Annotated in this window: 15 protein-coding genes; 9 read left to right on the top strand and 6 right to left on the bottom strand. The window is 66.1% G+C overall.

From position 1 onward, the window contains the following. Positions 1-59 precede the first annotated feature (59 nt). Positions 60-728 (top strand): TetR/AcrR family transcriptional regulator, encoded by a 669-nt coding sequence (locus K3752_RS13180; protein WP_260063486.1) that lies wholly within the window; start codon positions 60-62, stop codon positions 726-728. 64 nt (positions 729-792) lie between these two features. On the opposite strand, the gene K3752_RS13175 is transcribed toward K3752_RS13180, so the two are convergent. Genes K3752_RS13175 through K3752_RS13165 form a run of 3 tightly spaced genes read right to left on the bottom strand, consistent with a single transcriptional unit; the run spans position 793 to position 2,181 of the window. Beyond that, positions 793-1,041 carry a hypothetical protein gene (locus K3752_RS13175; protein WP_260063485.1) on the bottom strand — a complete coding sequence of 83 codons (249 nt, stop codon included), beginning with the start codon at positions 1,039-1,041 and terminating at the stop codon, positions 793-795. A 47-nt stretch (positions 1,042-1,088) separates the two neighbouring features. Beyond that, positions 1,089-1,703: a pyridoxamine 5'-phosphate oxidase family protein gene (locus K3752_RS13170; protein ID WP_260063484.1), complete on the bottom strand. Its 615-nt coding sequence runs from the start codon at positions 1,701-1,703 to the stop codon at positions 1,089-1,091. A 13-nt stretch (positions 1,704-1,716) separates the two neighbouring features. Next, positions 1,717-2,181, bottom strand: coding sequence for a nuclear transport factor 2 family protein (locus tag K3752_RS13165; protein WP_170358019.1), 465 nt, complete (start codon positions 2,179-2,181; stop codon positions 1,717-1,719). A gap of 304 nt (positions 2,182-2,485) precedes the next feature. On the opposite strand from K3752_RS13165, the gene K3752_RS13160 reads away from it, so the two are divergent. The 3 genes from K3752_RS13160 (at position 2,486) to K3752_RS13150 (ending at position 5,154) form a co-directional block, all read left to right on the top strand. Next, entirely contained in the window at positions 2,486-3,049 is a 564-nt protein-coding gene (locus K3752_RS13160; protein WP_260063483.1) for a TetR/AcrR family transcriptional regulator, read from the top strand. A gap of 47 nt (positions 3,050-3,096) precedes the next feature. Further along, on the top strand, positions 3,097-3,888 hold the full coding sequence (locus tag K3752_RS13155) for a TIGR03084 family metal-binding protein (protein WP_260063482.1): 792 nt from the start codon (positions 3,097-3,099) through the stop codon (positions 3,886-3,888). 108 nt (positions 3,889-3,996) lie between these two features. After that, the gene (locus K3752_RS13150; protein ID WP_260063481.1) at positions 3,997-5,154 is read left to right on the top strand and encodes an acyl-CoA dehydrogenase family protein; all 1,158 of its coding nucleotides are present in this window, start codon (positions 3,997-3,999) and stop codon (positions 5,152-5,154) included. Between the two features lie 101 nt (positions 5,155-5,255). Here the strand turns inward: K3752_RS13150 and K3752_RS13145 are convergent, their stop codons facing one another. After that, positions 5,256-6,140, bottom strand: a complete 885-nt coding sequence (locus tag K3752_RS13145; RefSeq protein ID WP_260066317.1) for a LysR substrate-binding domain-containing protein — start codon at positions 6,138-6,140, stop codon at positions 5,256-5,258. Positions 6,141-6,238: 98 nt separating this feature from the next. Between K3752_RS13145 and K3752_RS13140 the strand changes: the two genes are divergently transcribed. Genes K3752_RS13140 through K3752_RS13125 form a run of 4 tightly spaced genes read left to right on the top strand, consistent with a single transcriptional unit; the run spans position 6,239 to position 11,961 of the window. Further along, the gene (locus K3752_RS13140; protein ID WP_260063480.1) at positions 6,239-7,405 is read left to right on the top strand and encodes a pyridoxal phosphate-dependent aminotransferase; all 1,167 of its coding nucleotides are present in this window, start codon (positions 6,239-6,241) and stop codon (positions 7,403-7,405) included. A gap of 18 nt (positions 7,406-7,423) precedes the next feature. Next, the gene (locus K3752_RS13135; protein ID WP_260063479.1) at positions 7,424-9,613 is read left to right on the top strand and encodes a thiamine pyrophosphate-dependent enzyme; all 2,190 of its coding nucleotides are present in this window, start codon (positions 7,424-7,426) and stop codon (positions 9,611-9,613) included. Next, positions 9,610-10,644, top strand: coding sequence for an ACP S-malonyltransferase (locus tag K3752_RS13130; protein WP_260063478.1), 1,035 nt, complete (start codon positions 9,610-9,612; stop codon positions 10,642-10,644). The genes K3752_RS13135 and K3752_RS13130 overlap by 4 nt, the downstream gene beginning before the upstream one ends. Positions 10,645-10,686: 42 nt before the next feature. Then, positions 10,687-11,961, top strand: coding sequence for an FAD-binding oxidoreductase (locus K3752_RS13125; RefSeq protein ID WP_260063477.1), 1,275 nt, complete (start codon positions 10,687-10,689; stop codon positions 11,959-11,961). A 4-nt stretch (positions 11,962-11,965) separates the two neighbouring features. On the opposite strand, the gene K3752_RS13120 is transcribed toward K3752_RS13125, so the two are convergent. Next, complete coding sequence (locus K3752_RS13120) at positions 11,966-12,670, bottom strand: SDR family oxidoreductase (protein WP_260063476.1); 705 nt, start codon at positions 12,668-12,670, stop codon at positions 11,966-11,968. Positions 12,671-12,774: 104 nt separating this feature from the next. On the opposite strand from K3752_RS13120, the gene K3752_RS13115 reads away from it, so the two are divergent. Beyond that, positions 12,775-13,626, top strand: a complete 852-nt coding sequence (locus tag K3752_RS13115; RefSeq protein WP_260063475.1) for a LysR substrate-binding domain-containing protein — start codon at positions 12,775-12,777, stop codon at positions 13,624-13,626. Here K3752_RS13115 and K3752_RS13110 read toward each other — a convergent pair. Then, positions 13,617-14,519 (bottom strand): LysR family transcriptional regulator, encoded by a 903-nt coding sequence (locus K3752_RS13110; protein ID WP_260063474.1) that lies wholly within the window; start codon positions 14,517-14,519, stop codon positions 13,617-13,619. The two genes, K3752_RS13115 and K3752_RS13110, sit on opposite strands and share 10 nt — an antisense overlap.

Raw genomic sequence — 14,519 nt, 5'->3', positions numbered from 1 at the left:
CTCCCCTGTTCGTGGCGCTTAACTTGAACGATCGTCCAAAATAAGGCAAGATGAAAAACATGAGCGCGAAATACATTGAAAAACAAAGGCAAAGGGCGCCGTCGGCCCGGTCGCTGGAAACCAAGGCGCGGATTTTGGACGCGGCCGAGGCGCTGTTTGCCGAGCGGGGATTCGAGGGCGCCTCGATCCGCGATATCGCCGGGCGGGCCGGGGTGCAGGTGGGACTGGTCCACCACCATGGCGGCGGCAAGGAAGAGCTGTTCTTCCAGACCGTCGCGCGCCGCGCCGACGAGCTTGCCCGGATCCGGATGCAGGCGCTGGAGGATCGGCGCGCGCAGGGCCCGCTGACCCTGCGGGGTATTCTGGACTGTTTCATCCGCCCCTATGTCAGCCTTGCCGAAACCGGCGGCCCGGGCTGGATGGCCTATGGGCGGCTGGTGGCGCATGTGTCGGTCGATCCGCGCTGGCGCCATATCGCGGCCGAGTGTTTCGACCCCACCGCTCAGCTGTTCATCCGTGAAATCGCCGCTCTGTATCCGCAGGCCGACCCGGCGCTGTTGGCCACGGGCCAGGTCTATTCGGTCTCGGCGATGCTGGCGCATCTCAACAGCGCCTGGCGGGTGCAGGCGCTGTCGCAGGGGGGCGATCTGTCCGGGATCGACCAGCTGGTCGAGTTCTGCGCCGCGGGGATCGAGGCAATGGTGCACTCGGGCCACGCTCGGCCCTGACCCGGCTCAGTCGATGGCGCGGGGGGCGAGACGCGCAAGGATTCAAAATCTCGGTCCTCAATTTTCAGTTTGTCGGCAGCTTGGGTGACGACTCGGGCTTTGGTTGCGCCTTGGATTCTGTGTAGGGGGCAAATCCGGGATAGACGGCCTGCATCCCGTCGATGGCCTGCGCGCGGAACTGGGTCTGGAACGGGTCTGGCTCGGCGGCGCGCACGGCCTCGGGCGAGAGGTAGAAGCCGACGGTCACGACCGAAACGGCAAAGACCGATCCGGCGGTCAGGGTGGCGAGGGTGTTGGTAATCGCGCGTAGCATGGCATTGATACTCCTGTTGCTGACGGGTTCGGGGTCTTGGGGGTGGCTCAGGCCTTTCGGGCCAGGGCCTGCTTCAGTTGGTCGTTCTCGGCCTGCAGCTGGGCCAATTGGCGGCCAAGCGCGTTCAGATGCGGGCGCAGTTCGGCCTCGGTGAAGCGGGGAGTGATGTGGCGCGGGCAGTTCCAGTCCAGCGCCGCGACCTGGATGATCGCCGCGCGTTCGGCCTCGGCCCCATCGGGAAACAGATCGCGCGCGGCCTCGGCGCCTTCACGAAAGTCCACGCGGCCCAGGATCTTGAGCCTGCGCTGGTTGGCATAGTCCATAAGGATCAGCGCGATCCGGTCATTGCCGTCCAGGTTCCCGCGCGAGATATACTGTTTGTTGCCCGTGAAATCGGCATAGCCGATGGTCCGGTCGTCCAGCACCTTCAGAAACCCCGCCGGGCCGCCGCGATACTGGACATAGGGCCATCCGGTCTCGGACACGGTGGATTGATAGAACCCGTCGCGCGCCTCGATGAAGGCCTGCTCGGTGGGGCCGATCAGGTGACCCTGCTGCGGGCCGCCGTCGATGAACTTGGCGTAGGAGGCGGCGGACCCCATCCGCTCTTGATGGGCGCGGACGGCGGGAGTGAAGGTCAGTTCGGAAAAGGCGCGGGGCATGGGGTGCCTCCTTTCACAGGTTCAGATCGGACAGGCCGGGATGGTCGGCGGGCCGTGGCCCCAGGGGCCAGTGAAACAGGCGCTGGGCGTCGGTGATCGGCAGATCGTTCAAGGACGTATGTCGCTGGGCCATCCGGCCATCGGCGGCAAACTCCCAGTTCTCGTTACCGTAGGAGCGGAACCACTGGCCGCTGTCGTCATGCCACTCATAGGCATAGCGCACCGCGATGCGGTTCCCGTCACAGGCCCACAGCTCCTTGATCAGGCGATAGTCCAGTTCCGTGCGCCATTTGCGGGTCAGAAAGGCGTGGATCTGGGCGTGGCCGGTCAGGAACTCGGACCGGTTCCGCCACTGGCTGTCCTCGGTATAGGCCGGGGTCACGATGTCGGGGTTGCGGCTGTTCCAGGCGTCTTCGGCCTTGCGAACCTTTTCGATGGCGGTCTGCGTCGTGAACGGGGGCAGGGGAGGGCGCGGCATGGTCAGGGCCTTCAGGCGAGGGTGGCGGCCAGTAGGGCCACGGTCAGAAGGAAGGGAACATAGCTTGCGGGAAATGGGCTGGCGCGGCGTCGCATCGGTCAAATCCTTTGGGTGTACAGATCAGTAAACTGTGCTGATAAGGTGTACAGATCGGTCAACTATTTCAACCCTTGGGGCAAAAAAAGTTTTTCGTTCTGGCCTTCGTCATGGAAAATAAGACCTAAAAACAGTGGCTTCATCGGCGTGAATTGCACCTGCGCGGCAAAGGCATTATGTACTGATCTGTACATGAGGGAGCCGAATCATGCGTCCGAACAAACGGGGCGAGCTGGTCCGCAAAGCACTGCAGGTGTTTTACCGCGACGGGTTTCACGCCACCGGAATGGACCGGCTGGTGGTCGAAACCGGCGTGTCCAAGACCTCGATGTACAAGCATTTCCGCACCAAGGAGGAGCTGATCCTGGCGGTGCTGCGCCTGCGGGACGAGAATTTCCGCAACTGGTTCGTGCGCCGGATCGAGGAGCTGGCCGACACCCCCGCCGATCAATTGCTGGCCGCGTTCGATGCGCTGGGCGAATGGTTCCGCGAGGACAATTTCCGCGGCTGCATGTTCATCAAGGCGGGGGCCGAATACCAGGATCCCGACCACCCGATCCATGTGCAGGCGGGCGAGCACAAGCGCCTGCTGCTGGAATATTTCACCGACCTGTGTCGCAAGGCTGGCGCGCGGGACCCGGACAAGCTGGCCTGCCAGCTGCTGCTGCTGAAAGAGGGCGCGATCGTCACCGCCGTGCTGCTGCACAGCTGCGATCCGGCGCGCGACGCCAAAGAGGCGGCTGCCGTCTTGCTGAAAAACGCGCTGGCTTGACCATTGAAAACCCGCTTTAGTTCCCGAAGCAGGTAAAAGGGGGGTATATGCAGCAGGCTTCGGATTTTCTGGAAGAATGTCAGGTTCTTGATGACGCACTGACGGGGCTGGGTGCCGCGGACTGGCAGATCGTGACCCAGTTCAAAGACTGGACGATCGACGACGTGTTGGTGCACCTGCATTTCTGGAACCAAATGGCCGACCTGTCACAACGCGACCCGGATGCGTTCCAAGCCCGGGTGCAGCAGGTGATGCCGCGTATCCAGGCCGAGGGATTTCGCGCGACGGAAAACGCTGCAATCACCGAACGAGGACATGATCTGCGCGCCGCATGGTCTGATCTATGCAGCCGAATGGGCCGCGACTGGTCGGGGCTGGACCCCAAGTCGCGGGTCAAATGGGTGGGGCCGGACATGTCGGTGCGGTCCTCGATGACCGCCCGGCAGATGGAGAGCTGGGCGCATGGGCAGGAGGTATTCGACATTCTTGGCCTGACCCGGCCCGAGACCGACCGGATCCGCAACATCGTCGTGCTGGGGATGAACACCTTTGGTTGGACCTACACGGTACATGGCCGCCCGGTGCCACCGGTGGCACCCTATCTGCGCCTGATCGCGCCGTCGGGGGCGCTGTGGGAATTCGGCGCGCCCGGTGCCGACCTGATCGAAGGGCTGGCCGTCGATTTTGCCCGCGTGGTGACCCAGACCCGAAACGTGGCGGACACCGGCCTGTCGGTGCAGGGGCCGGTCGCGCAGGAATGGATAGCCATCGCCCAGTGTTTCGCCGGCGCCCCGGAAACGCCGCCGCCGCCCGGCGCCCGGCACCGCGTAGGGCATTGACGCCAAAGGACGTTGCGTAGCAGCGCAAACCGACGCGGCGTCACCCGGATTGGCGGAATCGGCGGCGAAAGCTACCCTCTCCGCCAACAGAATTCCGGAGAACCAATCATGTCGCTTTTTACCTCGACCGCTTCCTGGGTCACTGACGAACACCGCATGTTTGCCGAAATGGCCGGACGGTTCATGGATGATGAGCTGGTGCCCAACATCGAAGCCTGGGCCGAGCAGGGCGTCGTCGATCGCGACTTCTGGCGGAAGGCCGGGGAAACCGGGCTGATGGCCGGGGCCATCCCCGAGGAATTCGGCGGCGTCGGCGGCGGCATGGGTTTTGATGCGGTCACGATCTATGAGCAGACCTCGCGCGGGGATGCGGGCTGGGGCTATGGCATCCAGTCGATCGTGATCCATTACATCACCGCCTATGGCAGCGAGGACCAAAAGAAGAAATGGCTGCCCAAGTTGGCCTCCGGCGAGATGGTCGGCGCGCTGGCCATGACCGAACCGGGCACAGGCTCGGACGTTCAGGCGATCCGCACCACCGCCGAGAAGGATGGCAATTCCTACCGGATGAACGGGTCCAAGATCTTCATCACCAATGGCCAGACCGCCGACCTGATCATCGTGGCCGCCAAGACCGACAAGTCGCTGGGTTCCAAGGGCGTGTCGCTGATCGCGGTCGAGACCGAGGGGGCCGAGGGCTTCCGCCGGGGGCGCAACCTCAAGAAGTTGGGCATGAAGGCCAATGACACGGCCGAGCTGTTCTTCGAGGACGTCAAGGTGCCGATGACCAACCTTCTGGGCTCCGAGGAAGGGCAGGGCTTCTATCAGCTGATGAAGCAACTGCCGTGGGAACGTCTGACCATCGGCATCATGGCGCTGGGCGCGATCGACTTCGCCATCGCCGAGACGGTCAAATACACTCAAGAGCGCAAGGCGTTCGGCCAACGGGTGATGGACTTCCAGAACACCCGCTTCAAGCTGGCGGAATGCAAGACCAAGGCCGAAGTGCTGCGCAGCTTCGTCAATGACTGCATCGCCAAGCTGGAGGCCGGGCAGCTGGATGCGGCCACCGCCTCGATGGTGAAATACTGGGGCTCCGAGGTGCAGAACGAGATCATGCACGAATGCCTGCAGCTTTTCGGCGGCTATGGATTCATGATGGAATACCCCATCGCACGGCTGTACGCGGATGCGCGGGTGCAGATGATCTATGGCGGCACCAACGAGGTAATGAAGGAACTCATCGCCCGCTCGATCGACGTCTGACCGGGCGCTCCCGCCCGTCGTCAACGACCCTTGCGGGCCGCCTCCTCCGGTTGGGCCCGGCCGCACCCGAGCGTTGCTCGGACGCGGCGGTAGCGGATCGGCTATGTCAGCTGCCCGTGCAGCCATGCGCGGAACGAGACAAGCGGGGCCGGTTCCGTGCGATTTTGCGGCCATACAAGATAGTAGTCGCCCAGACTGACCGGCGGAGCTGCGCAGGCCGGAACCAACCGGCCGGCCTCGAGCTCGGCTGAGATGAGATAGCTGGGCAGCAGTGCAACGCCCAGCCCATGGATCGTGGCCTGGATCATGGTCGAAAACTGGTCGAACAGCATGCCTCGGACGCCCTCGACAGGGGTGCCTTGCGCGGCGAACCAGCGTTCCCACGCATCGGGCCGGGTATCCAGATGCAGCAGTGGTGCGTCGACCAGCCATTCAACCTTTGGGGTTTCGGCTGGCAGCAGCGCTGGCGCGCAGACCGGCAGAACCTCTTCGCGCATGATCGGCAGATAGTTCACCCCGGTCCAGTCTCGCTGGCCGAAATGGATAGCCGCGTCGAAAGGTTCGGTGCTGAAGTCGAAAGGCTTGAGCCGTGTGCTCAGGTTCATCGTCACTTCGGGGTGGCGCTGCGCGAAATCCTGAAGCCGTGGCGCCAGCCAGTGCATACCGAACGCGGGCAGGATCGACAGTTGCAAAGAACCGCCAGAGGGGTTGGCCTTCAGCTTCAGTGAGGCCTGCGCCAGTTGCTGCAGCGCTGTTCGGGCGGTTTCCACGTATTCCTTGCCAGCGGGTGTGAGTTGCAGGCGCATTTGGTCGCGTTGGATCAGCGCGACGCCCAGCTGTTCTTCGACGGCCTTCAACTGGCGACTGACCGCGCTTTGGGTCAGCGAGAGTTCATCGGCAGCTGCTGAGGCGCTGCCTAGGCGGTCGACGGCTTCGAGCGCCAACAGGGAAGAAATAGACGGCAGAAATCGACGCGGCGCCAGCATATGATTCTTCCTCATGGCTTGTGGAGGGAATATCACTGGTGGATCCTTCAATCCAATAGCAAAAAGGCGCGGCGGTGGAAAAGTGCAGCGGGGCGATTATGACCATTCAGAACAGTTCGAGCGGATTTCGGCGGGCAGGGAGACTCGCCGGGATCGAATTGTCCGAGATCGTCCAGATCTCGGAACGGGCCGCGCAGTTGCGTGCGCAGGGTGTGGACGTGATCGCGCTCAGCACCGGTGAGCCCGACTTTCCCACGCCGCCGCACGTGGTCGAGGCCGCCCACAAGGCGGCGCTGGAAGGGCAGACCCGATACCCCGCCACCGCCGGAACGCCGGCCCTGCGCGCCGCCATCGCAGAACAGGCCGGGGTCGAGCCGGCGCAGGTCATCGTCTCGACCGGGGCCAAGCAGGTGCTGGCCGGCGCGTTCCTTGCGACTCTCGATCCGGGCGATGAGGTCATCACCACCGCGCCTTTCTGGACCAGCTATGCAGACATGGTGAAACTGGCGGGCGGCGTGCCGGTCGTGCTGGATTGTCCGCGCGAACAGGGCTTCAAGCTGACCCCAGAACAGCTGGAGAGGGCGATCACCCCGCGCACCCGCTGGCTGCTGTTGAACACACCGTCGAACCCGACCGGGGCGGTTTACTCTGAGGCCGAATTGCAGGCGCTGGGCGCGGTGCTGGAGCGGCACCCGCAGGTCTGGGTGATCTCGGACGAGATCTATCAGCACCTCGCCTATGTGCCCTTCACGCCCTTTACCCAGGCGGTTCGGGCGCTGGCAGACCGCACGCTGACGGTGAATGGCGTGTCCAAGGCCTATTCGATGACCGGCTGGCGCATCGGCTGGGGGATCGGCCCCGCTCCGCTGATCAAGGTGATGGCGGCGGTGCAGGGGCAGATCACCTCGGGCGCCTGTTCCATCGCGCAGGCGGCGGCGCTGGCCGCGCTGACCGGCCCGCAGGACCTGTTGGCCGAACGCCGCGCGGCGATGCGTGCGCGCCGCGATCTTGTCGTTGCAGGCCTGAACGCCGCCGGTTTGGACTGCCCGGTGCCCGACGGTGCCTTCTACGTCTTTCCGCAGGCTCCCGCGGCGATGCCCTCGGACCCCGAGTTCTGCCGCCATCTGCTGGATCACGCGGGCGTCGCGGTGGTGCCGGGGCGGGCCTTCGGAATGCCGGGGCATTTTCGGCTTTCCTTTGCCTATGACACCGATAGCCTGACCCAAGGCCTGCGGCGGATTTCCGACGCAACCGCCCAACTTTGACCTGACCGGGGAACCCAGATGGATCGCGCCCAGATCGTTCACGAAAACTTCCTGACCCGTGTCGCCAGTCGCGACCTGCCCGCAGGCGCACCGCCGCGCCCGGGCCTGACTGCGCCCGAGGCGGTTTCGCTGTTCCGCTCGCAGGTCCTCAGCCGTGCGCTGGACCGCACCAGCCGGGCGATGCAGAAGGCGGGGCAGGGGTTCTACACCATCGGATCCTCGGGGCACGAGGGCATGGCCGCCGTGGCCCATGCCCTGCGCCCGACCGACATCGCCTTTCTGCACTATCGCGACGCCGCCTTTCAGATCGCCCGGGCCGAGCAGGTGCCCGGCCAGCAGATCGCCTGGGACATGCTGCTGAGCTTTGCCTGTTCCAAGGAGGACCCGACATCGGGCGGGCGGCACAAGGTGCTGGGCTCCAAGGCGCTGATGATCCCGCCGCAGACCTCGACCATCGCCAGCCACCTGCCCAAGGCGGTGGGCGCGGCCTACAGCCTGGGCGCGGCGCGGCGCCACGATCCCGAACACCGGCAACTGCCCGAGGACGGCATAGCCATGTGTTCCTTCGGGGATGCGTCCGCGAACCACTCCACCGCGCAGGGGGCGATCAACACCGCCGGCTGGACCAGCGTGCAGTCGATCCCGCTGCCGCTGCTCTTTGTCTGCGAGGACAACGGCATCGGCATCTCGGTCAAGACGCCCAAGGGCTGGATTCAGGCCTCGATGGAGCATCGCCCGGGCATCAAGTATTTCCAGGCCAACGGGCTGGACATCTATGAAACCTTCGCGGTGGCGCAGCAGGCGGCCGAGTATGTCCGCACCCGGCGCAAGCCTGCCTTTCTGCACCTGAAAACCGTGCGGCTTTACGGCCATGCGGGGGCGGATGTGCCCATCACCTATCTCAGCCGCGCCGAGGTCGAGGCCGACGAGGCCAACGACCCGCTGCTGCATTCGGTGCGTCTGCTGGATCAGGCCGGGGCGCTGTCGCCCGACCAGGCGCTGAAGATCTATGGGCAGACCTGCGCCCGCACCGACCGCATCGCGGCGCAGGCCGCCACCCGCCCGCATCTGGCCACCGCCGCCGAGGTCGCGGCCAGCCTGATCCCGCCGAAACGCCCCTGCAAGCCCACCAACGGCCCCAGCGCCGAGGCCCGCGCCGCCGCCTTCGGCAGCGACCTGCGCGCGATGGACGACCCGCAGCCGATGGCGCGCCTGATCAACTGGGCGCTGACCGACCTGATGCTGGAACATGGCGAGATCGTCTGCATGGGCGAGGACGTGGGCCGCAAGGGCGGCGTCTATGGCGTGACGCAGAAGCTGCAGGTGCGTTTCGGCCCCGACCGGGTGATCGACACGCTGCTGGACGAACAGTCCATCCTTGGCCTTGCCATCGGCATGGCCCACAACGGCTTTGTCCCGATCCCCGAGATCCAGTTCCTCGCCTATCTGCACAATGCCGAGGACCAGATCCGGGGCGAGGCCGCCACGCTGCCCTTCTTCTCGAACGGGCAGTTCACCAACCCGATGGTCGTGCGGATCGCCGGGCTGGGATACCAGAAGGGCTTTGGCGGGCATTTCCACAACGACAACTCGCTGGCGGTGCTGCGCGACATTCCGGGCGTGATCATCGCCTGCCCGTCGATCGGGGCGGACGCGGCGCGGATGCTGCGCGAATGCGTGCGCCTTGCGCGCGAGGAGCAGCGGGTGGTGGTGTTCCTGGAACCCATCGCGCTCTACCCGATGCGCGACCTGCATCAGGCGCAGGACGGCGCGTGGATGACCCGCTATCCCGCGTCCGACGAACGCATCGCGCTGGGCGAAGTCGGCGTGCATGGCGACGGCACCGATCTGGCCATCGTCACCTACGGCAACGGGCACTACCTGTCGAAACAGGCGCTGCCCGAACTGGCAGCGGCGGGCCTCAAGACCCGCATCATCGACATGCGCTGGCTGGCGCCGCTGCCGGAACAGGCGCTCCTGGAGGCCACCAAGGGCTGCAAACACGTCCTGATCGTCGATGAATGCCGCCGCACCGGCAGCCAGTCCGAGGCCCTGATGACGCTCTTTGCCGAACAGACCGACCTGCCCACCGCCCGCGTGGTGGCCGAGGATTGCTTCATCGCCACCGGCCCCGCCTATGCCGCGCCGCTGCCCTCGAAGGATGGCATCGTGGCCGCCGCCCTGACCCTGACAGGAGCCAAGAAATGACCCGCACCGCCGTCGTGATCTGCCCCGGCCGGGGCACCTACAACAAGCCCGAGCTGGGCTATCTGCACCGTCACCATTCGAACCGCATGGAACTGTTCCGCGAATTCGACGCGATCCGCGCCGAGACGGGCCAGGAGGCGGTGACCGCACTGGACGGCGCGTCGCGATTCTCGGTCAGCAAGTATTCCCGCGGCGACGTGGCCTCGCCGCTGATCTACGCCTCATCGCTGGCCGATGCGCAGGCGCTGGCCGAGGACATCGAGGTGGTGGCCGTCACCGGCAACTCGATGGGCTGGTATATCGCGCTGGCCGCTGCTGGCGCGCTGTCGCCGGAAAACGGGTTCCGGGTGGTCAACACCATGGGCGCGCTGATGCAGACCCACCTGATCGGCGGGCAGCTGGTCTATCCCTTCACCGGTGACGACTGGCGCGACGACCCGGCCCGAAAGGCCGAGCTCTTGGCCGAGGTGGCGCGCATCAACGCCCTGCCGGAGCATGACCTCGCCCTGTCGATCGACCTGGGTGGGATGCTGGTTCTGGCCGGCAACGAGGCCGGGCTCAAGGCGTTCGAGGCCGCGCAGCCCGTGGTGCAGCAACGGTTCCCGATGCGGCTGGCCAATCACGCGGCCTTTCACACGCGCCTGCAGGCCCCCGTGGCGCAGGAGGGTCGCCGACAACTGCCCGCCACGCTGTTCACCCAGCCCGACCTGCCGATGATCGACGGGCGCGGCAAGATCTGGTGGCCCGACGCCACCGACACGGGCGCGCTGTGGGATTATACGCTGGGCCATCAAGTGACCGAGCCCTACGACTTCACCCGCGCGGTGCAGACCGCCGCCCGTGAATTCGCGCCCGACCTGTTCATCGTCACCGGCCCCGGCGCCACGCTGGGCGGCGCGGTGGCGCAATCGCTGGTGCTGGCCAACTGGCGCGGCATGTCCGACAAGCAGAGCTTTCAGGCCCTGCAGGCGCAGGACCCGTTCCTGATCGCTTTGGGGCGCGAGGATCAAAGACCTCTTGCCATCGGCTAAGCGCTCGGGGAATCTGCGCGCGCATTCAAGGACATCCCGCCCATGACCACCGACCCCGAAACCAGCCTGTGGACCAAGACCAGCCGCGAGCGGGTGGATGCCCCGCCCCTGACCGGGCCTGTCACGATGGACCTTGCCGTGATCGGCGGCGGCTATACGGGCTGCTCGGCGGCGCTGCACGCGGCACAGGCGGGGGCGTCGGTCTGTCTGCTTGAGGCGCACCAGATCGGCCATGGCGGGTCGGGCCGCAATGTCGGGCTGGCCAATGCCGGGCTGTGGCTGCCCCCGGCCGAGATCCGCGCCCATCTGGGCCACGAGGCCGGCGACCGGCTGATCACCCTGCTGGCGCAGGCCCCGGCCGAGGTGTTCCGCCTGATCCGTGACCACGCCATCGATTGCGAGCCGGTGCAGGCCGGAACCCTGCACCTGGCCCATTCGCCCAAGGGTCTGCGCGACCTGCAGACCCGCCACCAACAACTGTCCGCCGATGGCGCTCCGGTCGAACTGCTGTCGGCGCAGGAAACCGCCCGCCGCACCGGCAGCGCGGCGTTTCACGGCGCCATTTTCGACCCGCGCGCCGGGACGATCCAGCCTTTGGCCTATGTGCAGGGCCTCGCCCGCGCCGCGCAGCAGGCCGGGGCCGCGATCCACGCCAGCAGCCCGGTGCAGGCCCTGCACCACGATGGCGAGGCCTGGCATCTGGACACCCCGCAGGGTTCAGTGCGCGCCAAGGCGCTGATCCAGGCCACCAACGCCTATCACACGGGGCTGGCCGACACCCGGCAGGCCTATGTGCCGGTCTATTACTTTCAATACGCCACCGACCCGCTGCCCGACGAGATCCGCGCCACCCTGCTGCCGGGGGGCGAGGGGTGCTGGGATACCGGGCTGATCATGACCTCGTTCCGCATGGATCAGGCCGGGCGGCTGGTGATCGGGGCGATGGGCGATCTGGGCCACGCGGGCAGTTTCGCTCATCGCGGCTGGATCACGCGCAAACTGGCGCAGATCTTCCCCGCTCTGGCCGATCAGCCGCTGAAGAACGGCTGGCATGGGCGCATCGCCATGACCTCGGACCATATCCCGAAGCTGGTGCAGATCGGGCCGAACGCGCTGTCGGCGCATGGCTATTCCGGGCGCGGGATCGGGCCGGGCACGGTGTTCGGCCGCATGATGGCCGACAGCCTGCTGTCGGGCGACCCCGCCCGCCTGCCGCTGCCGCCGGTGCCTGAGCACAGCGAAAGCTGGACAGGCCTGCGCCGCGCCTTCTTTGAGACCGGCGCGACGCTGACGCATCTGGTCAAGGCAAGGGTCTGACCAATCAGACCGAGCGGGTGATCCCGCCATCCACCCGGATGTTCTGCCCGGTGATGTAGCCGCCGCCCTCGGAGGCCAGGAACGCGATGACCGAGGCGATTTCGTCATAGCTGCGCCCGTAGCGGCCCATGGGGATCTTGGCCTTGAACTCCTCCTTTTCCGGCAGGCTGTCGATGAAGCCGGGCAGGACGTTGTTCATGCGGATGTTCTCGGCGGCATATCTGTCGGCGAACAGCTTGGTGAACGCCGCAAGCCCCGCCCGGAACACGCCCGAGGTCGGAAAGACCGGATCGGGCTCGAACGCCGCGAAGGTCGAGATGTTGATGATCGACCCGCCCCCCTGCGTCTGCATGGTCGGGGTGACCAGCCTTGTGGGGCGCACGGCGTTCAGGAAATAGACCTCCATCCCCTGATGCCAGTCCTCGTCGGTCAGCTCCAGCACCGGCGCGCGCGGGCCATGCCCGGCCGAGTTTACCAGCACGTCGATCCGCCCCCAATGGGCCATCGCCGCATCCACCAGCCTCTGCAGGTCGTCATTCGACTGGTTCGAGCCGGTTACCCCTACGCCACCCAGCTCGGCCGCCAGCGCCTCGCCCTTGCCGGACGAGGACAGGATGCCCACCTTGAACCCGTCCGCCGCCAGACGCCGCGCCGCATCCGCGCCCATGCCGCTGCCGCCGGCGGTGATCAGAGCCACTTTTTCCGTCATCTTCGTTCTCCGTTTCCATCTGCCGCCAAGATGAAGCGTGGCCCGCCGTTTGACCAATCAGTTCTTCTGCCCTAAGGCTGCAGAAAAACTATTGTGTGAGCGTCATGACTGCTCTTCCTCCGCTGAACGCCCTGCGCGCCTTCGAGGCGTCGGCCCGACACCTGAACTTCAGGCTGGCGGCGCAGGAACTGGGTGTCACCCAAGGGGCGGTGGCGCAGCAGGTCCGGGGCCTCGAGGCGCGGCTGGGCACCCTGTTGTTCGACCGTCTGCCACGCGGCCTGCGCCTGACCGAGGCCGGTCGGCGGTTCCACGCGCCCCTGCGCCGCGCTTTCCGTCTGATCGAAGAGGCGGTCGAAGACCTGTCCGGCCAGCGTCAGATCACCCTGTCGGTCACACCCAGCTTTGCTTCGAAATGGCTGGTGCCGCGGCTGGGCGATTTCACCGCTCACCACCCGGATGTCTCGGTGCAGGTCGATGCGCGCGAGCGGCTGGCCGATTTCCAGACGGACGGGGTGGACATCGCGGTGCGGCAGGGCCGCGCGCCATTTGGCGACGGTCTGGTGGCCGAGCCGCTGTTCCCCACCGAATTCGTCGTCGTCGGCAGCCCTGACCTGGCCGCGCAAGTGACATCGGCGCAGGACCTGCTGGCGCATGTAATGCTGAGCGATTCACACGGCCTGTGGCCCCTGTTTCTGGAACGCGCCGGCGTTCAGGGGCGCCCGAGGATGATGAATTTCAGCCAGACCAGCCTGGCCATCGACGCCGCCGTGGCCGGGCAGGGCTTTGCGCTGGCCAATGCGCCACTGGTCGCGGCCGAGCTGACGGCGCGACGGTTGGTGCAACCGCTGGCGCAGGTGCTGCTGGATGATCTGGGGTTCCATATCGTCACCCCGCGCAAGCCGCGGCAGCCGGATCTGGTGGCGCTGATGCGCGACTGGTTGCGGGCTCAGGCCTGAAGCGTGGCGGCAATCGCCGCGATCCGCCCCCGCAGCCAGCGATGGGCGGGATCGTTGGCGAACCGCTGGTGCCAGACCATGTAGATCGACACCGGCTGACAATCGAAGGGCAAGGGCGCGCAGTCCAGCGCCGCCAAAGGCCCTTGTTTCATCAGCGCCGTGTCGGTCGAGATCAGGTCGCTGCCTTTCACGAAGGCAGGGATCGCGTTGAAATGCGGCAAGGTCACGGTGGGCGGGCGGATCTGGCTCTGATCCACGCCGCGCATCACTGCTCGCGCGTTGCGTCCATCGGGAAACCGCACCTCGACATGATCCGAGGCACAATAGTCGGCCCAGTCGGCGGGCGGATCACGCCGCTCGGCGTCGTAGAACACCATCAGGGGGCTGCTCACCAGCAGCTTCTGAAAGATGTCGGGGCCATCCGGCGGCAGCGGGGTCAGCATCAACTGGCACCGGTCGCTGCGCAGCAGTTCAGGGTCGGGCACGCCCGAGGGCATGAACCCCAGCCGCAGCCGCACCCCATCGGCCCGCGCTGCGCGCAGCAAGTGCGGAAAGATCAGCTCGCGCGGCATGTCGTTGGTGGCGATCTGGACGGTGATCTCTTCGGACAGCGGGTCAAAGGGCCGCTCGTCGGTCAGGGCACGCATACCGTCCAGCACCCTCTGCACCGGGTCTTTCAGCGCCAGCGCCCGCTCGGTCGCGCGCAGCCCCTGGCCCGACCGCACGAACAGCGGATCGCCCAGCACCTGCCGCAGCTTGGCCAACGTGTGGCTGATGGCCGATTGCGTGACGCCCAGGCGGTCGGCGGCCTTGGACACTGAGTTTTCCTCGAGGATCGTCAGAAAGGTGCGCAGGACCTTGCCGTCCAGATCCGTGAAATCAATTTTCTTCAT

This window comes from Ruegeria sp. B32 (assembly GCF_025141855.1).
Lineage (GTDB): Bacteria > Pseudomonadota > Alphaproteobacteria > Rhodobacterales > Rhodobacteraceae > Ruegeria > Ruegeria arenilitoris.
The sequence above is the reverse complement of the archived record's forward strand: the minus strand, read 5'-3'. Positions and strand labels throughout refer to the sequence as shown.